Source organism: Robertmurraya sp. FSL R5-0851 (assembly GCF_038002965.1).
In the GTDB taxonomy this organism is placed as follows: Bacteria; Bacillota; Bacilli; order Bacillales; family Cytobacillaceae; genus Robertmurraya_A; species Robertmurraya_A beringensis.
In genome coordinates, this window is sequence record NZ_JBBOOE010000001.1 from 1,643,644 (window position 1) to 1,665,735 (window position 22,092).

19 protein-coding genes are annotated in these 22,092 nt (G+C 38.8%); all 19 read left to right on the forward strand.

From position 1 onward, the window contains the following. The first annotated feature begins 152 nt into the window (after nt 1–152). The 19 genes from MKX65_RS08535 (at nt 153) to spoVS (ending at nt 22,055) form a co-directional block, all read left to right on the forward strand. Nucleotides 153–2,492 carry a DNA translocase FtsK gene (locus MKX65_RS08535; protein ID WP_340903241.1) on the forward strand — a complete coding sequence of 780 codons (2,340 nt, stop codon included), beginning with the start codon at nt 153–155 and terminating at the stop codon, nt 2,490–2,492. Nucleotides 2,493–2,737: 245 nt separating this feature from the next. After that, nucleotides 2,738–3,463, forward strand: coding sequence for a GntR family transcriptional regulator (locus MKX65_RS08540; RefSeq protein ID WP_340903242.1), 726 nt, complete (start codon nt 2,738–2,740; stop codon nt 3,461–3,463). Between the two features lie 89 nt (nt 3,464–3,552). Then, nucleotides 3,553–4,665 carry a BMP family lipoprotein gene (locus MKX65_RS08545; protein WP_340903243.1) on the forward strand — a complete coding sequence of 371 codons (1,113 nt, stop codon included), beginning with the start codon at nt 3,553–3,555 and terminating at the stop codon, nt 4,663–4,665. Between the two features lie 250 nt (nt 4,666–4,915). Further along, nucleotides 4,916–6,451: an ATP-binding cassette domain-containing protein gene (locus MKX65_RS08550; protein WP_160545545.1), complete on the forward strand. Its 1,536-nt coding sequence runs from the start codon at nt 4,916–4,918 to the stop codon at nt 6,449–6,451. Continuing rightward, complete coding sequence (locus MKX65_RS08555) at nt 6,444–7,490, forward strand: ABC transporter permease (protein WP_340906195.1); 1,047 nt, start codon at nt 6,444–6,446, stop codon at nt 7,488–7,490. The genes MKX65_RS08550 and MKX65_RS08555 overlap by 8 nt, the downstream gene beginning before the upstream one ends. After that, a complete protein-coding gene (locus MKX65_RS08560; protein WP_340903245.1) occupies nt 7,491–8,450 on the forward strand; it encodes an ABC transporter permease in 960 nt (319 codons plus the stop codon). A gap of 143 nt (nt 8,451–8,593) precedes the next feature. Next, nucleotides 8,594–9,679, forward strand: a complete 1,086-nt coding sequence (locus MKX65_RS08565) for a diguanylate cyclase (RefSeq protein WP_160545544.1) — start codon at nt 8,594–8,596, stop codon at nt 9,677–9,679. A 154-nt stretch (nt 9,680–9,833) separates the two neighbouring features. After that, on the forward strand, nt 9,834–11,111 hold the full coding sequence (gene yfmF, locus MKX65_RS08570) for an EF-P 5-aminopentanol modification-associated protein YfmF (RefSeq protein WP_160545543.1): 1,278 nt from the start codon (nt 9,834–9,836) through the stop codon (nt 11,109–11,111). Next, nucleotides 11,111–12,400: an EF-P 5-aminopentanol modification-associated protein YfmH gene (yfmH, locus tag MKX65_RS08575; protein ID WP_340903246.1), complete on the forward strand. Its 1,290-nt coding sequence runs from the start codon at nt 11,111–11,113 to the stop codon at nt 12,398–12,400. Before yfmF ends, yfmH begins: the two co-directional genes overlap by 1 nt. A 53-nt stretch (nt 12,401–12,453) precedes the next feature. Next, nucleotides 12,454–13,176, forward strand: coding sequence for an elongation factor P 5-aminopentanone reductase (gene ymfI, locus MKX65_RS08580; RefSeq protein ID WP_340903248.1), 723 nt, complete (start codon nt 12,454–12,456; stop codon nt 13,174–13,176). Nucleotides 13,177–13,263: 87 nt separating this feature from the next. Continuing rightward, complete coding sequence (locus tag MKX65_RS08585; protein ID WP_160545541.1) at nt 13,264–13,509, forward strand: DUF3243 domain-containing protein; 246 nt, start codon at nt 13,264–13,266, stop codon at nt 13,507–13,509. A gap of 210 nt (nt 13,510–13,719) precedes the next feature. Further along, on the forward strand, nt 13,720–14,508 hold the full coding sequence (locus MKX65_RS08590; RefSeq protein ID WP_119710531.1) for a DUF3388 domain-containing protein: 789 nt from the start codon (nt 13,720–13,722) through the stop codon (nt 14,506–14,508). Nucleotides 14,509–14,576: 68 nt separating this feature from the next. Further along, the gene (locus tag MKX65_RS08595) at nt 14,577–15,497 is read left to right on the forward strand and encodes a RodZ domain-containing protein (protein WP_340903250.1); all 921 of its coding nucleotides are present in this window, start codon (nt 14,577–14,579) and stop codon (nt 15,495–15,497) included. Between the two features lie 118 nt (nt 15,498–15,615). Next, nucleotides 15,616–16,194, forward strand: coding sequence for a CDP-diacylglycerol--glycerol-3-phosphate 3-phosphatidyltransferase (gene pgsA, locus MKX65_RS08600; protein ID WP_160545539.1), 579 nt, complete (start codon nt 15,616–15,618; stop codon nt 16,192–16,194). 25 nt (nt 16,195–16,219) lie between these two features. Then, nucleotides 16,220–17,458, forward strand: coding sequence for a competence/damage-inducible protein A (locus tag MKX65_RS08605; protein ID WP_340903252.1), 1,239 nt, complete (start codon nt 16,220–16,222; stop codon nt 17,456–17,458). 273 nt (nt 17,459–17,731) lie between these two features. Beyond that, nucleotides 17,732–18,781 carry a recombinase RecA gene (gene recA, locus MKX65_RS08610; RefSeq protein ID WP_340903253.1) on the forward strand — a complete coding sequence of 350 codons (1,050 nt, stop codon included), beginning with the start codon at nt 17,732–17,734 and terminating at the stop codon, nt 18,779–18,781. A gap of 343 nt (nt 18,782–19,124) precedes the next feature. Further along, on the forward strand, nt 19,125–20,687 hold the full coding sequence (gene rny / locus MKX65_RS08615) for a ribonuclease Y (protein WP_119707609.1): 1,563 nt from the start codon (nt 19,125–19,127) through the stop codon (nt 20,685–20,687). Between the two features lie 83 nt (nt 20,688–20,770). Continuing rightward, a complete protein-coding gene (locus tag MKX65_RS08620) occupies nt 20,771–21,568 on the forward strand; it encodes a TIGR00282 family metallophosphoesterase (protein WP_340903254.1) in 798 nt (265 codons plus the stop codon). A gap of 226 nt (nt 21,569–21,794) precedes the next feature. Further along, nucleotides 21,795–22,055: a stage V sporulation protein SpoVS gene (gene spoVS, locus MKX65_RS08625; RefSeq protein ID WP_029281188.1), complete on the forward strand. Its 261-nt coding sequence runs from the start codon at nt 21,795–21,797 to the stop codon at nt 22,053–22,055. Nucleotides 22,056–22,092 lie beyond the last annotated feature (37 nt).

Sequence of the window (22,092 nt, forward strand, 5' to 3'; positions counted from 1 at the left end):
AGCGTGTCTTTCAGGACGGATAAGTTATGCTATAATAAAGTTGTATCAGGTAGGCAGCCAACTGAGGCTGCTTTTCTTGTCTTTATTAAAGGGTTTAGTACATAAAACAAAAGACTAAGATAGTAGTAATAATTCAACAGTAAGGTGATAAAATGGCAAAGAAAAAAAGACGACAAACAAGAAGCAAGGATGGTTTTAAGCGAACGGTTAAATTCGAACTCATTGGACTTATACTTATTGCATTAGCGACTATTTCCATTGCCAGACTTGGTGCGGTTGGACATGCTGTTGTTATGTTCTTTCGCTTCTTTTCGGGCGAATGGTATATGGTGAATTTAATTAGTTTGGCAGTCATTGGTGCGTATTTTATGTGGAAACGTGAAATTCCATCCTTTTTCCAGAGTAAATGGATAGGAATGTATTTTATTGTTTCTGCTCTATTACTTCTGAGCCATGTTACATTGTTTGAACTTCTTGCAAATGATGGGAGAACAGAAAGCCCAAGTGTAATAAAAAATACGTTCGAGCTTTATTGGATGGAAGTTAGAGGAGAAACGAGTACCACCGATTTAGGCGGGGGAATGATTGGTGCACTTTTATTTGCCATGTCCTATTATTTGTTTGCTGAAGCAGGAACAAAAATTATAGCTGCTTTATTTTTTATTATTGGCTTCATTTTGCTCACTGGTAGAACCTTAGGTGAACCGCTAGGAAGAGCCATCATTGCATTTGGTCAGTTTCTAAAGAAACAGATTCATGCTTTTGGCGATGATATGAAAGGTTGGAGAAATGAGCGTTCGGAAAAAAACAAGAAAAAGAAAGAAGAAAAACGAAAAGCAATAGAAAAAAAGGAACAAGAAGAAAGAGTCATTCCTATTTCAAGTGCAATGACGCCTCCAGAAGAAGAAAGAGTCGTTGAACCAATCATTTCAAGCTTTACAGAGAGAGCTTATTCGGAACCACCTGTGGAACAAACGACAAAAAAAGGGAAGTCTCAGTCACAAACGGAAGACGATAGTGTTCCGCCAATTACGTTTACGGAAGTGGAGAATAAAGATTATGAGCTTCCTTCGATTCATTTGTTAAAAGCACCTCGTCATACGGATCAAAGTGGCGAATATGAGCTTATCCATGCGAATGCAGCAAAGCTTGAACGAACGTTCTTAAGCTTTGGAGTAAAAGCGAAAGTAACACAAGTTCATTTAGGTCCTGCTGTTACTAAGTATGAAGTTCATCCAGATGTAGGTGTGAAGGTTAGTAAAATTGTTAATTTAAGTGATGATTTAGCACTTGCTTTAGCGGCTAAGGATATCCGAATGGAAGCACCAATCCCAGGCAAATCTGCGATTGGAATAGAAGTGCCTAACTCCGAGGTTGCTATGGTATCTCTACGTGAAGTTTTAGAGTCTAAGAAGAACGACCGACCAGAATCAAAGCTTATGATTGGACTTGGGCGTGATATTACGGGCGAAGCAGTTTTAGCTGAATTAAACAAAATGCCACACTTACTTGTTGCTGGTGCAACTGGAAGTGGTAAGAGTGTATGTATTAATGGAATTATTACGAGTATCTTAATGAGGGCAAAACCGCATGAAGTAAAATTAATGATGATCGACCCGAAGATGGTAGAGTTGAATGTTTATAATGGGGTCCCACATTTATTAGCCCCTGTTGTAACCGATCCAAAGAAGGCATCACAGGCATTGAAAAAAGTAGTAAGTGAGATGGAAAGACGGTATGAGCTCTTTTCCCATACAGGAACTCGTAATATTGAAGGATATAATGATTATATTCGCCGAATTAATTTGGAGGAAGATACAAAGCAACCACTTCTTCCGTATATTGTTGTTATTGTGGACGAGCTTGCTGACTTAATGATGGTGGCCTCATCAGATGTGGAGGATGCTATTACAAGATTAGCTCAAATGGCTCGTGCAGCGGGTATTCATTTAATTATTGCTACTCAGCGTCCATCAGTTGATGTTATTACCGGTGTTATTAAAGCAAATATTCCATCAAGAATTGCTTTTGCCGTTTCCTCACAAATCGACTCACGGACAATCTTGGATTCCGGAGGAGCAGAAAAACTGCTTGGCCGCGGGGATATGCTCTTTATGCCAGTAGGTGCGTCAAAGCCTATACGCGTACAGGGTGCATTTTTATCGGACGAAGAAGTAGAAGAGATAGTCGATTTTGTTATTGGTCAACAAAAGGCACAGTATCAACAGGAAATGATTCCAGATGATATTCCTGAGCCTACCTCTGAAGTGGATGATGATTTATATGATGACGCTGTTGATCTCATTCTTGAAATGCAAACGGCCTCCGTCTCTATGCTACAACGAAGATTTCGTATTGGTTATTCTCGTGCAGCACGTCTTATTGATGAAATGGAGCTAAGAGGAGTGGTAGGACCATACGAAGGAAGTAAACCACGAACGGTGTTAATGACGAAGCCTGCTGAAGATTCCTCAGTAGGAAAAATAGACTAGGAAGGGCGATTCACATCGCCTTTCTAATTAGAACATATTGGAAACGTTTACATCGTGTTTAGTGTGGCATAATTTATCGCAGAGTACGTTAAGATAAACGTGTAAAATAAGTTAACACGTTTTTTCGACAAAATTTCTAAACTCTATTTATTTATACCTAAAAAAGTGTTATAGTATTTTCGATTAGTAGGAATGATTGAACATCAGAGGTCTGATGTCTTTAGAAATGGTTGGAGGATGCTTGCATGTCTATTAAGTCAGATAACCGACATTTGTATTTACAGGTCATCGATCGGCTAAAAAAGGATATTGAGTCGGGGGTATACAAAGAGAAAGAAAAACTCCCGTCTGAATTTGACCTTGCTAAGCAGCTCGGTGTGAGCAGGGCGACGCTTCGAGAAGCACTGCGAATTCTTGAAGAGGAAAACGTCATCATTCGTCGTCATGGGGTAGGGACGTTTGTCCATGCTAAGCCGCTATTTACGTCGGGAATTGAACAACTAAATAGTGTAACGAACATGATTGTTCAAGCAGGTATGAAACCAGGTACCATTTTCTTGAGCTCATCAACTCAAGGAGCTACCGAAGAGGACATCCGTCGTTTCTCATGTTCTGCAGATGATGAAATTGTGGTAATGGAGAGAGTTCGAACAGCCAATGGAGAACCAGTTGTATATTGTATCGACAAAGTTCCTAACAAAATTTTGCCTGAGACCTTTTCACATGGAGAGGAATCAATCTTCAACATACTAGAAGAGGAAGCAAATCGAAATATTACATATGCTGTGGCTCAAATCGAACCAATCGGTTATCATGAAAAAGTTTCCCCCATCTTAGAATGTGACCCTGAAACTGCTTTGCTTGTTTTAAAGCAAATGCATTTTGACGAAATCGATGAACCAATCCTTTTTTCGGTAAACTACTTTAGAGCCGATAAATTTAGTTTTCATGTACTTCGAAAAAGAATATAATGTTCTTAAAAGAGAATGAAGCTAATGTTTCATCGGATTGCTAAGCATTCTTGCTAAATCCAACAAAAATTCATAGGGGGTTTAAAACCATGAAAAAGCGTAAATTCGGTTTAGCTCTATCATTGGTTCTTGCTGCTGGAACTATTTTAGGCGCATGTGGAAAAGCAGAAGAAGAAAACAATGCAGCTGAAGGTGGCAACACAGAAACAACAGAAGACGCATTTACTGTAGCAATGGTTACTGACGTAGGTGGAGTGGATGACAAGTCATTCAACCAATCTGCATGGGAAGGTCTTCAAGCATATGGTGAAGAAGTGGGCCTTGAAAAAGGTAAAGATGGTTTTGACTACCTACAATCACAATCAGATGCTGATTATTCTACAAACTTAAACACTCTTGCTCGTCAAGGTTTTGATCTAGTATTCGGTATTGGTTTCCTTATGGAAGGTGCAATTAAAGAAATCGCTGCACAACAAAAAGAAAGCAACTTCGGAATCGTTGATGCTCTTGTTGAAGAGCCAAATGTTGTAAGCATTATGTTTAAAGAACAAGAAGCAGCTTTCTTAGCTGGTGTAGCTGCGGCAAAAGCTACTACTTCTAATAAAATCGGTTTCCTTGGCGGAATGGAAATTCCTGTTATCGAGCGTTTTGAAACTGGATTTAAAGCTGGCGTTGCTGCTGTAAACCCTGATATTACGGTTGACGTACAATATGCTGGTGCTTTCGACAAAGCGGAAGTTGGTCAAACAATTGCTTCTAGCATGTATTCTAAAGGTATTGACGTAATTTTCCATGCAGCTGGTGGAACTGGTAACGGTTTATTCAAAGAAGCTCGTGACCTTAAGAAGAAAGAGCCTGAAAGACAAGTTTGGGCAATCGGTGTTGACTCTGACCAAACAGCTGAGGGTGTAGTAGAAATCGATGGCAAAGAGCATAACGTAATCATTACTTCAGCACTTAAGCGTGTTGACAACGCTGTTAAAGACCTTTCTTTAAAAGCTAAAGATGGAGACTTCCCTGGTGGAGAAACAATTACTTACGGTCTGTCTGAAGATGGTGTTGGTCTAGCTCCAATTAACGAAGAAGTTGCAGCTAAAGCTGACATTGAAACAGCAGTTGCAGATTTCTCTGAAAAAATTAAGAACGGCGATCTAGTGATCCCTTCTACTTTAGAAGAGTTAAAATCTTTCTCTGTACAATAATGTTTGGACAAAGGAATAAGAGGATCTTTCCTACCTCTTATTCCTTTTTTAAGGAATAAGTAGAAATGGAACTGAAGGGTAGAAATGATTCTACGTTTCATTTGCATTTTTATTAAAAGGGAATATACCCCAAAAATAATAGGTCATTCTACACGCTTGGGATACCAAGTTTTTTAAAAATTGCTAAAGGTCTGACCTCTTACTTTTACGAATAATTTGCTTAAACTTTGAGCAAGGAGTGAGAAAAGAAATGGAATATGTTATTGAGATGCTAGGTATTCGTAAAGAATTCCCAGGAATCGTCGCAAACGATAATATTACTTTGCAACTAAAGCAAGGGGAAATTCATGCATTGCTTGGTGAAAACGGGGCAGGAAAATCAACATTAATGAATGTGCTGTTTGGTTTATATCAGCCGGAACAAGGGGAAATTCGTGTTCGAGGCAAAGCGGTGAAAATCACTAACCCAAATATTGCTAATGATTTAGGAATTGGAATGGTTCATCAGCATTTTATGCTAGTAGACAAGTTTACGGTAACAGAAAATATTATTCTTGGTAAGGAAACCAAATCAGGGTTGAAAATCGATTTAAAAAAGGCTGAGCAAGAAGTAAGAGAAATTTCCGAGCGCTATGGGCTAGCGGTTGATCCACAAGCAAAAATCGCTGATATTTCTGTTGGAATGCAACAAAGAGTAGAAATATTGAAAACGCTCTATAGAGGAGCCGAGATCTTGATTTTTGATGAGCCAACAGCTGTATTGACTCCACAGGAAATCAAAGAGCTTATACAAATTATGAAAACGCTTATTAAAGAGGGTAAGTCAATCATTCTAATTACTCATAAGCTTAAGGAAATTATGGAAGTATGTGACCGTTGTACTGTTATCCGTAAGGGTGTTGGGATTGGTACAGTAAATGTAAGTGAAACGAATCCAAATGAACTGGCAAGCTTGATGGTTGGTCGAGAAGTTACGTTTAAAACAGAAAAGGCAGATGCAAAGCCTGCTCAAAGTGTTCTAGAGATAAATGGTTTGATAGTGAAAGACTCTAGGGGATTAACAGCAGTAAATAGCCTGAATCTTGATGTGAAGGCAGGAGAAATCCTGGGTATTGCAGGTGTTGATGGGAATGGGCAAACAGAGTTAATTGAAGCGATTTCTGGATTGCGTAAATCAGAAAGTGGTTCAATCCAGCTGAATGGGAAAGAGATTCGAAATCTTCCTCCTCGTAAAATTACCGAGGCTGGTACAGGGCATATTCCACAGGACCGTCATAAGCACGGACTGGTTTTAGATTTTCCTATTGGGGAAAACATGGTGCTGCAAACATACTATAAAACACCATTTTCAAAAACTGGTGTTTTAAACTTCAAACAAATCTATCAAAAAGCAAAATCACTTATTCAAGAGTTTGATGTTCGTACACCAAGTGAATTTACTCTTGCAAGAGCTTTATCAGGGGGGAACCAACAAAAGGCGATCATCGGTCGTGAAGTAGATCGAAATCCGGATTTGCTCATCGCAGCTCAGCCAACACGTGGACTTGATGTTGGGGCCATTGAGTTTATTCATAAAAGACTAATTGAACAGCGAGACAATGGAAAAGCCGTATTATTGCTTTCCTTTGAACTTGATGAAATTCTTAATGTGAGTGACCGAATTGCGGTTATCTACGAAGGGGAAATCGTTGCTATTGTCAATCCAAAGGAAACAACGGAACAGGAACTTGGATTATTAATGGCTGGTTCCAAACAGAAGGAAGTAGGTGAACAAACAAATGTCTAATCGTGTGAAAAATATTATTGTTCCTATCATGGCTGTAATATTAGGGATGCTAGTAGGAACTATTATTATGATTGTGACAGGCTACGATGCATTAGCTGCCTTTACCGCACTTTGGAACGGTGCATTTGGAGAGATTTATTACACTGGGGAAGTTATCCGACAGGTAACTCCGTTAATATTAGCCGGGTTATCCGTCGCATTTGCCTTCCGTACAGGTCTTTTCAATATTGGAGTTGAAGGACAGTTAATCGTAGGTTGGTTGGCAGCTGTTTGGGTAGGGGTTGCGTTTGAACTTCCAGCTGTTATACATACGCTCGTTGCAGTTATTGCAGCGGGGGTTGCAGGTGCTCTTTGGGCATTTATTCCTGGTCTATTAAAAGCAAAATTCCGTGTACATGAAGTTATCGTAACCATCATGTTAAATTATACGGCACTTCATGTGACAAACTATATTATCCGTTCAGTTCTATCTGAAAAAAGCGATCGTACGGAAATGATTAAAGAAACTGCAACATTACGTTCATCATTTTTAGAAGGATTAACCGACTATTCACGTTTGCATTGGGGAATTGTAATTGCATTAATTGCTGTATTTATTATGTGGTTCCTACTTGAAAAGACAACTCGTGGATACGAATTACGTTCAGTTGGATTCAACCAGCATGCTTCTCACTACGCTGGTATGAATGTGGATAAAAATATTATTCTTTCTATGGTCATCTCAGGTGCTTTTGCTGGTCTAGCTGGTGCAATGGAGGGACTAGGGACATTTGGTTATGCATCCATTAAAGGTGGTTTCACTGGAGTTGGTTTTGATGGAATTGCCGTTGCACTTCTCGGTGGAAACGGACCTATTGGTGTTATTCTAGCAGCGTTACTTTTCGGAGCATTAAAGGTTGGAGCTTTAAATATGCCTCTTGAGGCGGGAGTTCCTAATGAGCTTGTTGATATAATTATCGCTTTAATCGTGTTCTTTGTAGCAGCAAGTTATATGATTCGTCTGTTCATTGATCGTATTAGTAAAAAGGGGGTGAAGTAAGTGGGATTCATGGATATTTTATATATCGTAATACCTTCTACTTTACTTTGGGCAGCGCCACTTATTTTCACTGCGTTAGGCGGTAACTTTTCAGAGCGTTCAGGTATCGTTAACATTGGACTAGAGGGTTTAATGGTAATCGGTGCATTTTCAGCAATCGTGTTTAATCTTGCTTTTGACCAGACACTCGGTAACTTGACTCCTTGGGTTTCATTATTAGTAGCTATGGTTGTAGGTGCGCTATTATCCGTTTTACATGCCGTTGCATCGATCACATTCCGAGCTGACCAGACCGTTTCTGGGGTGGCAATCAATCTTTTAGCAGTTGGTGCAGCACTTTTCCTTGTTAAGCTTTTTTACGGAAAAGGTCAAACAGACATTATTCAAAAAGGCTTTAGTAAAATAGATATCCCTGTTTTAAGTGATATCCCTGTTCTAGGAAAGCTATTCTTTTCCAATACGTACTACACTTCATATGTGGCAATTATCGTTGCATTTATCGCATGGTTTGTTATGTTTAAAACACCGTTCGGCCTTCGACTTCGCGCTGTAGGTGAGCATCCAATGGCAGCGGATACCATGGGGATTAACGTGACAAAAATGAGATATATTGGAGTGATCATCTCAGGTGCATTAGGAGGTATTGGTGGGGGAATTTATGCTCAGTCCATTTCTTCTGACTTCAGTCACGCGACGATTTCGGGACAAGGTTTCATGGCGCTTGCGGCATTAATCTTTGGTAAATGGCATCCGCTTGGAGCAATGGGCGCAGCGTTATTCTTTGGATTCGCACAAAGCTTAAGTATCATTGGTTCTAGCTTACCATTATTAGAAAATATCCCGAATGTCTACTTGTTGATCGCACCATATATCTTAACAATCCTAGCATTAACTGGATTCATTGGAAGAGCAGAAGGACCAAAGGCACTTGGAACACCATATATTAAAGGAAATAGATAAATCTCCGTTTTTACGGGGATTTTTTTTATTTTCTCTAATCTACTAACTTTTGTTAAATTTTCGAACATTTGTATAATTTTAATGTTCTGTCTACAAGAATATGGTAAAATTGGGGTAATCCATTCGATAGAAGAGGTTTGAATATGAGGTTGTCATTATACTTAGACGATTATGAGACGGAAAAGGTTTTTTCTTACTTACGTTGGATTTTTTTAGTTGTAGCTGTAATCTTATTTTATTCACCATTTTTTTCAGAGTTACTAGAGCTCGAACATCGCACATTCCCTATCCTACTGGTAGTGGGAATTACCTATATGATTTGTACTCAAATAGCATTTTTGAAACTTAAACCTCAGAATCCTTATTTTCATTTATTAACAAAAGCGGGTATTATCTTTGACTACATAGCTGTGATTTGGCTTCTAGTCTTGTCTGGTGGTGTAACAAGTCCCTTATTTCCTATATTTTATTTGATTATCATGCACGCGACCATCTATTGGTACACAAAAGGAGCATTTATTTCATCAGCTAGTTCTACTATAGGGTATACGATTATTTTGTTAACGGAACAAAACATCACCCCACTTATTCTGACCGTTTTTGCTCTTAATGTCGCATTTATTTGGATTGTTGGTTTATTTGGTTCCATGCTAGTTTTACGTGAAAGAAAACACTTGAAGCAAAAAGAAATTTATTATGAGCTTATGATCACCGATTACTTAACGGGTTTATATAATCATCGTAGTTTTCAGGAAGAAATGAAAAACCAGAAAAAAGAGAAGGAACCGTTTATATTAGTTATGTCAGATATTGATCATTTTAAAAGAATCAATGACCGCTATGGCCATATTGCTGGAGACGAAGTTCTAGCGGAAATTGGAAAGCTTTTTAAAGAGTGTTCGAATCAAGCTTGCGGAGAGGCTTTCCGATATGGTGGCGAGGAATTCGCTATTATTCTACCAAACCTTGATGAACATGAAATGAATGTATTTTTTACAGATTTATATGCAAAGATGAATGCATTAACGTTTAATACCTGTATGAGCAATGTAACCATGAGCTTTGGTGTGGCTTATTCCGAGCACCATCGAGAGGATGAAGATTTACTAGCCATTGCAGATTGCCTCTTGTATGAAGCGAAGAAAAAAGGAAAGAACCAAGCGATATTTGATACGGGAGTTGTTTACCGAAACTCCTATCCTCCTCGCCAAATTTCTTCACTTATTTAAACCTCCAAGTATGGAGGTTTTTTTGCATATGTTTTCCTTTAATACCAAAAGTTGATAACGGTTTGTCCAAAAGGGTATAGTATATCTAAATACATTCCGTATCACAAGATGGGAAAGCTATTTAAGAGCACATGATGTAAAGGAGGATGGAAATATGGCAGTGGTTTCCGAAACGATTAAAGAATTGAGCGGTTTCAAGCTACATATGGTGAAAACAGATAAATTCAAGACAAACACCATTATTTTTAAAATGAAGGCACCTTTACAAAAAGAGACTGTAACGAAACGAGCATTGCTACCAAATGTTCTTCAAAGTAATTCGAAAAAATTTCCTACTACTGGTAAGCTTCGAGGGTATTTGGATGAATTGTATGGGGCGACTTTTTATATTGATTTAGGAAAAAAAGGTGAGTATCATACAATAAGTTTTGCGATGGAAGTAGCCAATGAGCGATTCCTTTCTGATCCTACTCCACTATTAAAAACGGCTATTGATTTTCTGGTAGAGGTGTTAACCAATCCAAATGCCGATGGCGGTGAATTTCATAAAGAAACACTGGAGAAGGAAAAGCGTAGCTTAAAGCAAAGAATACAATCGATCTATGATGATAAAATGAAGTATTCAAACAATCGGTTAATTGAAGAAATGTGTAAGGAAGAGCCGTACTCCCTACACGTTCACGGAAAAGAATCAGAAGTGGATTCCATTAACGGTAAAGATCTTTATGATTATTATCAAAAAGCATTAGCTGAAGATGAACTCAGTTTATATATAATCGGTGATATAGAAGAACAAGAAGTAGAACAGATGGTGAATGAAAGATTTACCTTCTCATCTAGAACTCCTCATGCTTTGGAGAAAAAACAACCAGCGCAGGTTGAAGAAAACGTTATTAAGGAAGAACAAGATGTAAAGCAGGGAAAATTAAATATTGGGTACCGAACGAATGTTACGTATGGAGATCCTGATTATTTTGCTCTTCAAGTATTTAATGGAGTGTACGGTGGATTTTCACATTCCAAGTTATTTATTAATGTACGCGAGAAAGCAAGTCTAGCTTATTACGCTGCGAGTCGGGTGGAAAGCCATAAAGGGTTGCTGATGGTTATGTCCGGAATAGATAATAGTAATTTTGAAAAAGCAGTTTCAATTATTAAGGAACAAATGCAAGCTATGAAAAATGGAGACTTTTCAGATGAGGATTTGATTCAAACGAAGGCAGTGATAAAAAATCAACTGCTTGAAACGCTTGATACAGCACGTGGAATCGTTGAAATACTTTATCATAATGTAGTTGCAGGACAACAAATTCAGCTAGATGAATGGTTACAACGAATCGATGCTGTAACGAAGGAAGAGGTCGTACAGGTTGCTAATAAAATCCAACTCGATACGATTTATTTCTTAACGGGAACGGGGGCGACGAAGTAATGGAGAAGATCTCATTTGATCAGCTTCAAGAGGAACTGTACCACGAGAAGCTAGAAAATGGTTTAGAGGTATACATTCTTCCGAAAAAAGGGTTTAACAAAACCTATGCGACTTTTACAACCAAATATGGGTCCATAGATAACCATTTTGTACCTGCAGGGAAAAAAGAGCTTGTTAAGGTTCCGGATGGGATTGCTCACTTTTTAGAGCACAAGCTTTTTGAAAAAGAAGATGGTGATGTGTTCCAGCAATTTAGTCGCCAAGGAGCATCAGCGAATGCCTTTACATCTTTTACAAGAACCGCATATCTTTTTTCTAGTACATCAGACGTCGAGAAAAATTTAGAAACATTAATCGATTTTGTCCAGTATCCTTATTTTTCTGAAAAAACGGTTGAAAAAGAAAAAGGAATAATTGGCCAAGAAATTGATATGTATGATGATAATCCAGACTGGCGTTTATATTTTGGTGCGATTCAAAACCTATTTGAAAACCACCCAGTGAAAATTGATATAGCAGGGACAAAAGAATCGATAGCTGAAATCACAAAGGATATGTTGTATGAGTGCTATCATACCTTTTATCATCCAAGCAATATGCTCTTGTTTATCGTTGGCCCTGTTCAAGTAGAGGAAATTATGAAGCAGATTAAAGATAACCAGGCAAAGAAGTCGTTTCCTACACAAGTAGAAATTGAGCGTAAATTCGAAAGTGAAAAGGAAGATGTATCCGAAAAGAAATTAGTCCTGCCTATGAATGTGCATTCTTCTAAATGCTTGGTTAGTATAAAAGCTACTGACACGGAAAAACAAGGCGAGGAAATGCTTAAACAGGAACTAACAACCAATGTGTTGTTGGAAATATTGTTTGGAAGAAGTAGCGAAAATTATGATAAGCTGTACAGCAGTGGACTTATCGATGATACCTTCTCTTTTGATTATACGCAGGAGAAAGGGTTTGGTTTTGCGATGATTGGCGGAGATACCAATAGCCCAGATCAATTAGCGGATGAAATAAAAAGAATCCTAAAGGAAGAAAAAAGCTCAAGTAACATAACGGTAGAGAGCTTAGAGCGTACAAAGAAGAAAAAAATTGGTGCGTTTCTACGTGCCGTTAATTCACCTGAGTACATTGCAAATCAATTTACACGATATGCATTTAACGACATGAATTTATTTGATGTGGTACCTGTATTAGAAGCAATTAAAATTGAGGATATTCAGGAAGTAGGTAAAAACTTAATTTCTGAAAATCGAATGGCCATTTGCCAAGTAGTGCCAAAAAGCTAATTAAAGTGAGGCGTCGTTTAACGGCGCCTTTTTGTTGAAGTGAGGAGAAGCTAGTGAAAAAATATGCGTTAATTACTGGAGCAAGCGGGGGGATCGGCTCATGCGTTGCGAAGAAGCTTGCAAAGGATGGGTTTTCTTTATACTTGCACTATCATAAGAATATAGAGGGAATGGAACGTTTGCTCCGTGAACTTTCAATTTTTGAAAATGAATACATTCCAATACAGGCGGATTTGACTGAGAAAAATGGGATTAAAAAGCTTTGCGAAAATATTTTTGCATTAAATGCAATCATACATAATTGTGGTCAGAGTCATTATGGGTTATTGGTTGACTTGAAGGAGGATGACCTTGAGGAAATCATGAAGCTCCAAGTTACGGCACCGATTTTAATAACGAAACGTTTGCTTCCGAAATTAATGGCTCAACACAATGGCCAAATTGTTGTTATTTCCTCTATCTGGGGACAGACGGGTGCTGCGTGTGAAGTCGCATATTCTGCTGCAAAGGGTGCTCAGATCGCGTTTGTTAAAGCGTTAAGTAAAGAAGTTGCATTAAGTGGAATTACCGTTAACGCGGTGGCGCCTGGTGCCATTCAAACGCCGATGTTAGAAAATTTCTCTGCTGACGAATTGCAGATGCTTAAGGATGAAATTCCTATTGGTAGACTAGGTTCAGGTGAGGATGTGGCTGATTCAGTTTCCTTTCTGCTCTCTTCTGGATCTAGGTATATTACAGGACAAACACTTGCGGTTAATGGTGGATGGTATACATAATTCACAAAACGTTCACGGTACCTAAATGAATAATTCCGTCCTTTTCAAAGCAAAATAAGGTCGTAGTAAAAAAAAGGAGGTTATACAATGTCTGTACTTGATAATTGGGAGCAGTGGAAAGACTTTTTAGGTGATCGCCTACAACATGCTCAGAATGAAGGTATGAACAAGCAAGTAGTTGGTGATCTTGCTTTCCAAATCGGAGACTATTTAGCGAAGCAAGTCGATCCGAAAAATGAACAAGAGCGCATTTTAGCTGACCTTTGGTCTGTTGCTACACCAGAAGAACAGCATGCTATTGCGAATATTATGGTTAAGCTTGTTCAAAAATAATGGATCCCATTAAGATGGATTAAATAGGTAATAAAAAAGAGAGGCAATCATCCTCTCTTTTTTTCATATCATACAAATAAAGCTCCAAATTACGACTTGATCTTGTTTTTCCTTTCATCTTAATAGAAAATCATATATGATAGAAGATGATTAATTTGCACCAATACTGGTCAAATATGGCGCTTCCCTTGGAGGTATTCTATGGAAAAGATGAACAAAACAGAATGGTACTTGGAGTATGAAATTCAGAAAAATCGGCCAGGGTTGCTAGGGGATATTTCTTCTTTATTAGGAATGCTCTCCATTAATATTGTAACCATTAATGGGGTTGATGAAGGAAGACGAGGATTGCTCATTCTTGCACAGGACTATGAACAAATCGAGCGACTCGAATCTATTTTAAAGACAATGGATACGATTAAGATAATCAAGCTTAGAGAACCTAAGTTAAGAGACCGATTAGCTGTGAGGCATGGTAGATACATACAAAGAGATGCTGATGACAAAAAGACCTTTCGATTTGTACGCGATGAACTAGGGCTTTTAGTAGATTTTATGGCAGAATTATTTAAGCAGGAAGGTCATAAGCTCATCGGTATCCGTGGAATGCCGCGTGTAGGAAAGACTGAGTCTATTGTTGCTTCAAGCGTCTGTGCGAACAAAAGATGGCTGTTTGTTTCCTCTACACTCTTAAAGCAAACCATTCGTAATCAACTCATTGAGGACGAATATAACGAGAACAATCTCTTTATTATTGACGGCATCGTTTCAACAAGAAGAGCAAACGAGCGACATTGGCAATTAGTTCGAGAAATTATGCGACTTCCGGCTGTGAAGGTTGTTGAGCATCCGGACGTATTTGTCCAGAATACAGAGTACACACTCGATGATTTTGATTATATTATTGAGCTTAGAAACGATCCAGAAGAGGAAATCAAGTATGATATTGTAAGAAATACGATGTTTTCAGATTCTGATTTTGGGGGATTTGATTTTTAAAAAAGTCGTTTTCGTTTATGCATAAAACTTACGAAAGCGCCTTTAATAGCATTGGAAGGTGTTAGAAATTGACAGAATTAAGTAACAAACTTAGAGAAGCTCGACTTTCACTCGGCTTGAGCTTGGATGACTTACAAATAACAACCAAAATTCAAAAACGGTATTTGCAAGCGTTAGAAGAGGGGAATTATAGTATTATACCTGGTCCGTTTTATGTTCGTGCTTTTATTAAGCAATATGCGGAAGCTGTACAGCTCGATCCAGAAGAGCTATTCGCAGAGTATAAGTCTGAAATCCCATCTACTCATGGAGATGACTTTCCAGAAAAGCTTTCAAGGGTGCAAACTAGGAAGGATGTTGCACCAAGTAATTCGAAGATTTTTTCCGTTTTACCCAGGTTGCTAATTGGTGTTTTCGTTATTGGTGCGGTGGCCCTAGCCTACTTTTTAGTAGTTAATATTAAAGAAGATGGTGAATCGGCAGAGGAACCAGCAACAACTGATAGCGAACAAATACAGTACAATGACAACTTATCTGAGAAGGAAGCGGATGAGGAAAATAAAACGGAAGCATCTGAGGGTGAGGAGAATCAAACATCTGGTGCCAATGAAGTAACAGAGGAAGAAGCGACTGAAGAAGAAACTTCCCCTACACAAGAGGTTACAGTTGCCGAATCAAAAGGGAAAGAAACCGTATATGAAGTAAAGAATGCAGAAAAATTTGAAGTAAAGCTTGTGTCTACCGGTGAAACTTGGGTGAATATGCTAAATGGAAAAGGACATTCTTTTTGGCAAGGGATCTTAAAAACAGGTGCTGAGGATAATAAAGTAGTTGATTATTCAAAAGAGCAAGAAGCTGTTCTAGTGATTGGGAATTCTACAGCCACTGAAATATATGTGAATGATCAAAAGCTAGAATATGCTACACCTCCAGATGATCAAGTTAGACAGGATATCACAATTCGTTATGTACCAACAGTGAACGAATAGTCATCGTATGGTGACTATTTTTTCGCTTTCTTTTCTATTTTGTTGTATGCTTGTTTTATTAAAAGAAGAAAGTAACAATAAGGAATTTTCTTTATAGGTTAAAATGGAGGTCTTTAAATTGAATTTGCCTAATAAAATTACAGTCTCACGAATTTTATTAATTCCACTATTTTTAGTAATTGTATACGATCCTTTTCATTGGGGGGATATGCAGTTCATTGGGGCGGAGCTTCCGGTTGCTCACTTTATCGCCGCTTTAATCTTTATTTTTGCTTCTGCTACCGACTGGGTTGATGGCTATTATGCCAGAAAGTATAATTTGGTAACCAATCTTGGGAAGTTCCTTGACCCGTTAGCAGATAAGTTGCTCGTATCAGCAGCATTAATTGTTTTAGTTGAATTTGGACTTGCGGCTTCGTGGTTAGTTATCATCATTATTTGCCGAGAGTTTGCTGTAACGGGTCTACGAGCCATCCTAGCGGGAGGCGGAGAGGTAGTTGCCGCAAATATGCTGGGTAAAATTAAGACTTGGACACAAATCGTTGCCATTTCAGCATTGTTATTACATAACACGATTTTTGAACTTGTGTCCCTTCCGTTTGCTGACATTGCTTTATGGGTTGCAACGTTCTTCACGATTTGGTCTGGTTGGGACTACTTTGCGAAAAATAAGCAGGTATTTATTAATTCTAAATAAAACAGAGGCTAGGTGATTGTTTTTCATGAATGCTGAAATCATTGCAGTGGGCTCAGAGTTGTTGCTTGGCCAAATTGTTAATACAAACGCTCGTTTCATTTCCAAACAACTAGCTAGTATTGGAACCAATGTGTTTTATCATACGGTAGTTGGTGATAATCCGACCCGTTTGCAACAAGCGATTGCTGTGGCAGAAGGTCGTTCAAACTTAATTATCTTTACAGGTGGATTAGGTCCGACAAAGGATGATTTGACAAAGGAAACAATTGCCAAACACCTCGGTAAGGAGCTTGAATTTGATCAAGCTGCTCTTGACTCTATCTCTCAGTACTTTATTCGTACAAACCGTGTCATGACAGAGAATAATAAGAAGCAAGCATTGGTTCTTGCTGATTCTACTGTTTTGCCAAATGATAACGGAATGGCTCCTGGCATGCTTTTAACTACTAATACTCACCGTTATATGCTTTTACCAGGGCCACCGAAGGAAATGGAACCCATGTTTTTACATTATGCACTCCCACTATTACAAAAAGAACCAGACGTCTCTGAGACGATTGTTTCACGAGTGTTGCGTTTCTTTGGGATAGGAGAGGCTGCATTAGAAACAAAGATTGAGGATTTAATTGATGCGCAATCGAATCCTACGATTGCGCCCCTTGCTAGCGACGGGGAAGTGACGTTGAGGCTTACTGCTAAACACCAACAAACCGACGTTGCAAATGAACTCATTAATGAAACGGAAGAGAAGATACGTACACGTGTTGGTGAGTTCTTCTACGGGTATAATGAAACCTCGTTAATGAATGAGTTATTTACCCTGCTACAAAAGAACGATTTAACCATTGCTTGTGCAGAGAGCTTAACTGGAGGGATGTTTCAGCAGGAGCTGACAGCTATTCCAGGTTCTAGTGCGGTAGTAAAAGGCGGGGTCGTTTGCTATACGAATGACGTTAAGGAAAAGGTCCTTGGTGTTAAAAAGGAAACTCTGGAAAAATATGGAGCAGTAAGTGAAGAGTGTGCAAGGGAATTAGCTGAAAATGTGGCTTCATTACTTAACGCTGATATTGGAATTAGCTTTACTGGTGTAGCAGGGCCTGGTGCTGTTGAGGAGAAACCGGTAGGAACGGTGTATATTGGAATTTCAAAAAAAGGATCTCCAGTAAAAGTCGAAAAATTTCTTTTTGCTGGTACAAGAGAAGGCAATCGAGTGAGAAGTGTGAAGTACGGCTGTTTCTCACTAATCAATAGCTTGAAAGATTAACAGAGCATATCATTTTGCTCTGTTTTTTTTCTCTTTACCAAATTTAGAAATTGATTTAAAATAATATTTTTCTGCTATGAACATCGACGAAAAACCTATTTTGTTAAGAGGAAAATAGAATTTTACAACTATATTTGGTAGTGAAAAAAATCGAATGAATGTTCGATTTTTTGCTCGACAAACAGAAATAAAACGAGTATAGTAAAGATAGTGAAATGAACATGCAACGAATGATAGATAGATATATTCGTTTTAAATAAGGAGGAAATAGTAGTGGCAAATGATCGTCAAGCAGCCCTTGAAATGGCATTAAAACAAATAGAAAAACAATTTGGTAAAGGCTCTATCATGAAGTTAGGAGAGCAAACAGATCGTCAAATTTCTACTTCGAAAAGTGGATCTTTAGCTCTTGATACAGCATTAGGAATAGGTGGATATCCAAAAGGCCGTATCATTGAAATCTATGGTCCTGAAAGCTCGGGTAAAACAACAGTTGCCCTTCATGCAATTGCTGAGGTACAAGCAGCAGGTGGACAAGCAGCATTTATTGATGCCGAGCATGCACTTGACCCTGATTATGCACAAAAACTTGGTGTGAACATTGATGAGTTGCTGTTATCACAGCCAGACACTGGTGAACAAGCCCTTGAAATTGCAGAAGCATTGGTACGAAGTGGAGCAGTTGATATTCTAGTCATCGACTCAGTTGCTGCCCTTGTTCCAAAGGCAGAGATCGAAGGAGAAATGGGAGACTCTCACGTTGGACTACAAGCGCGTCTAATGTCACAGGCTCTTCGTAAACTTTCTGGTGCGATCAATAAGTCTAAAACAATTGCTATCTTTATTAACCAGATTCGTGAGAAGGTAGGAGTTATGTTTGGTAACCCGGAGACAACTCCTGGTGGACGTGCGCTTAAATTCTATTCTTCTGTTCGTTTAGAGGTTCGCCGTGCAGAAACGTTGAAGCAAGGCAATGATATGGTTGGTAACAAAACGAAAATTAAAGTCGTGAAGAATAAAGTAGCTCCTCCATTCCGTACGGCTGAAGTAGATATTATGTACGGAGAAGGAATTTCGAAAGAGGGAGAAGCTCTTGATATGGGATCAGAACTTGATATCGTACAAAAGAGTGGATCTTGGTATTCTTATAATGATGAGCGTCTTGGGCAAGGTCGTGAGAATGCGAAGTTGTTCTTGAAGGAAAATAAAGATTTATTAGCAGAGATCCAAAATAAGATTCGTGAACACTACGGTTTAGATGGAGTGAAGACTCTTCCGGAAGACCATGAAGAAGATCAAGAACAATTTGATTTAGTAGATTAATACAGATTAAACAGCAGACTACTATTTGGTCTGCTGTTTTTTATATTATTAGTCAAATTGACGGTTCGAAATTTGAAAAGTGAACTCGATTTATGAATGCTTTAACAACACTGGGTTTGACAAAGTTCACCATTATCTACCAATATAAACGAAATATTACAACCAAGCCGGACAAACCCTTGACAATAAAAATTCACACATTTACAATTAATATGTATATTTTATGTTTTTTAATGATGAATGAAGACGTGTAAAAGCCTTTGTGCTGTATATTGACAAAACAATGTACATGCCGACATTTTAGAAAACGTAACACAAGTTAATAGCAAGAGGAGGTGAAATGATGGATCTTTTTACAATGATCATCTCCATTTTGCTTGCTTTACCCGTCGGTGCAGTTGTTGGCTATTTTGTTCGTAAATCTTTTTCTGAAGCAAAAATTGCTGGAGCTAGAGGTGCTGCAGAGCAAATTCTAGAAGATGCAAAACGTGAAGCAGAAGCTTTAAAAAAGGAGTCGCTGCTTGAAGCAAAGGATGAGATTCATAAGCTTCGTACAGAAGCAGAACGTGAAGTTCGTGATCGTAGAAGCGAGCTGCAAAAGCAGGAAAACCGCTTACTTCAAAAAGAGGAAAATCTTGATCGAAAAGACGAATCGTTAGACAAACGTGAAGCACTTTTAGAGAAGAGGGACGATTCTCTTAACAAAAAACAACAGCATATTGAAGAGATGGAAAGCAAAGTGGACGAGATCGTAAAAATGCAACAGGCAGAGCTTGAACGCATCTCGGGCTTAACTCGTGATGAGGCGAAATCCATCATTTTAGAGCGTATGGAACAGGAGTTATCCCATGACATCGCTTTAATGATAAAAGAGAGTGAAAATAGAGCAAAAGAGGAAGCAGACAAAAAAGCAAAGGAAATTTTGTCGTTAGCTATTCAACGTTGTGCGGCTGATCACGTAGCAGAAACGACCGTTTCGGTAGTCACTCTTCCAAATGATGAGATGAAAGGTCGAATCATTGGTCGTGAAGGACGAAACATCCGTACACTTGAAACTCTTACTGGAATTGATCTCATTATTGATGATACTCCAGAAGCAGTTATTTTATCTGGGTTTGATCCGATTCGAAGAGAAACAGCCCGCTTAGCGCTTGAAAAGCTTGTTCAAGATGGTCGTATCCATCCTGCTCGAATCGAAGAAATGGTTGATAAGGCACGCCGTGAAGTGGATGAACATATTCGTGAAATTGGTGAGCAAACAACTTTTGAGGTTGGAGTACATGGACTGCACCCAGATTTAATTAAAATTCTCGGTCGATTGAAATTCCGAACTAGCTATGGTCAAAATGTGTTGAAGCACTCTACTGAAGTTTCTCAATTAGCTGGATTGCTAGCTGCAGAACTTGGAGAAGATGAAACACTTGCTCGTCGTGCAGGCCTACTACACGATATTGGTAAGGCAATTGACCATGAAGTTGAAGGAAGCCACGTAGAAATCGGTGTCGAACTGGCTACTAAATATAAGGAGCATCCGGTGGTTATTAACTCGATTGCTTCTCACCATGGCGATTCCGAGCCTACTTCCGTTATTGCTGTTCTTGTTGCAGCGGCAGATGCACTATCCGCAGCAAGACCTGGTGCAAGACGTGAGACGCTTGAAAACTATATTCGACGTTTAGAAAAGCTTGAGGAAATCTCAGAATCGTATGATGGAGTGGAAAAGTCATTTGCCATCCAGGCTGGACGTGAAGTTCGTATCCTAGTGAAGCCAGAGCAAATTGACGACTTAGAGGCTCATCGTTTAGCTCGCGATATTCGTAAAAAAATCGAAGAGGAACTTGATTATCCAGGCCATATAAAGGTCACGGTAATTAGGGAAACGAGAGCAGTTGAATACGCAAAATAAAGCGGTGCTTTAGCACCGCTTTTATTTTTGCTCATTACATATGATAAAATGAAAAGAAATACGGAAAAAGAAGGGTTTAATTGATGAACATATTATTTGTTGGAGATGTCGTTGGTTCACCAGGAAGAGATATGGTGAAGGAATACGTCCCAAGATTAAAGGAAAAATATCGTCCACACATTACCATTATAAATGGTGAAAATGCTGCAGGAGGAAAAGGGATTACAGAAAAAATCTATAGAGGTTTTTTAGAGGTCGGTGCGCAGGCTGTTACATTAGGAAACCACACATGGGATAACCGTGATATTTTTGAATTTATCGATGATGCAAAATACATGGTTAGACCAGCAAACTTTCCTGAAGATAACCCTGGTAAGGGAATTGTGTATTTAAAAATGAATCAAGATGAAATAGCAATCATCAGTCTGCAGGGGCGTACCTTTATGCAACCGAATAATTGTCCCTTCCGAAAAGCGGATGAACTGATCGAAGAAGCAAGGAAACGAACACCTATTATCTTTGTTGATTTCCATGCTGAGGCAACAAGTGAGAAGCTCGCTATGGGCTGGTATTTAGATGGAAGAGTAACAGCGGTAGTTGGTACTCATACACATGTACAAACAGCTGACAATCGAATATTGCCCCAAGGAACAGCCTATATTTCGGATGTTGGAATGACAGGTCCATATGACGGGATACTGGGAATGGACAGAGAAATTGTTATTAGACGATTCCTATCCAACTTACCAGCAAGATTTGAAGTTCCAGATACAGATAAAACACAGCTTGGTGCCGTACATATTGAACTGGATAAAAAGACGGGAAAAGCCAAAAAAATCGATCGTATTCTCATCAATGACGATCATCCATTTTTCTCCTAGAATTGTAAACCATATAGCCGACTAGCACCTGCAAAATAGACGCAGGTGTTTTTTTATGTAAGCTTGATTGCAGGTGAAAACATATACACTTTTCTTTTAATCTTACTTTTTTGTCCAAGCCGGAATATGTTAAAGCTTTTGCGAATATAGTAGCAATGGAATCATATATACCTGAGTTGTTCAATAACAAGAACATCAGGGGGGATTAAACAAGGAGGAGCTAGGAATGGAAATATTAAAAGTTTCAGCAAAATCTAATCCCAATTCTGTAGCTGGTGCGCTCGCAGGAGTTCTGCGCGAAAGAGGTGCTGCAGAAATTCAGGCCATAGGTGCGGGTGCATTAAATCAAGCGGTAAAGGCAGTAGCCATTGCACGAGGATTTGTAGCACCTAGCGGAGTCGATTTGATTTGTATCCCAGCATTCACAGACATATTAATTGATGGGGAAGAGCGCACAGCGATCAAATTAATCATTGAGCCAAGATGAGGGAGTATCTTTTTCCTGTTTGCATTCTTATTGCAAA

What these genes read in the sequence shown, in the direction of transcription:
- MKX65_RS08535 (WP_340903241.1), top strand. Translation starts at nt 153, where the DNA reads ATGGCAAAGAAAAAAAGACGACAAACAAGAAGCAAGGATGGTTTTAAG.
- MKX65_RS08540 (WP_340903242.1), top strand. Translation starts at nt 2,738, where the DNA reads ATGTCTATTAAGTCAGATAACCGACATTTGTATTTACAGGTCATCGAT.
- MKX65_RS08545 (WP_340903243.1), top strand. Translation starts at nt 3,553, where the DNA reads ATGAAAAAGCGTAAATTCGGTTTAGCTCTATCATTGGTTCTTGCTGCT.
- MKX65_RS08550 (WP_160545545.1), top strand. Translation starts at nt 4,916, where the DNA reads ATGGAATATGTTATTGAGATGCTAGGTATTCGTAAAGAATTCCCAGGA.
- MKX65_RS08555 (WP_340906195.1), top strand. Translation starts at nt 6,444, where the DNA reads ATGTCTAATCGTGTGAAAAATATTATTGTTCCTATCATGGCTGTAATA.
- MKX65_RS08565 (WP_160545544.1), top strand. Translation starts at nt 8,594, where the DNA reads ATGAGGTTGTCATTATACTTAGACGATTATGAGACGGAAAAGGTTTTT.
- yfmF (WP_160545543.1), top strand. Translation starts at nt 9,834, where the DNA reads ATGGCAGTGGTTTCCGAAACGATTAAAGAATTGAGCGGTTTCAAGCTA.
- yfmH (WP_340903246.1), top strand. Translation starts at nt 11,111, where the DNA reads ATGGAGAAGATCTCATTTGATCAGCTTCAAGAGGAACTGTACCACGAG.
- MKX65_RS08585 (WP_160545541.1), top strand. Translation starts at nt 13,264, where the DNA reads ATGTCTGTACTTGATAATTGGGAGCAGTGGAAAGACTTTTTAGGTGAT.
- MKX65_RS08590 (WP_119710531.1), top strand. Translation starts at nt 13,720, where the DNA reads ATGAACAAAACAGAATGGTACTTGGAGTATGAAATTCAGAAAAATCGG.
- MKX65_RS08605 (WP_340903252.1), top strand. Translation starts at nt 16,220, where the DNA reads ATGAATGCTGAAATCATTGCAGTGGGCTCAGAGTTGTTGCTTGGCCAA.
- rny (WP_119707609.1), top strand. Translation starts at nt 19,125, where the DNA reads ATGGATCTTTTTACAATGATCATCTCCATTTTGCTTGCTTTACCCGTC.
- MKX65_RS08620 (WP_340903254.1), top strand. Translation starts at nt 20,771, where the DNA reads ATGAACATATTATTTGTTGGAGATGTCGTTGGTTCACCAGGAAGAGAT.
- spoVS (WP_029281188.1), top strand. Translation starts at nt 21,795, where the DNA reads ATGGAAATATTAAAAGTTTCAGCAAAATCTAATCCCAATTCTGTAGCT.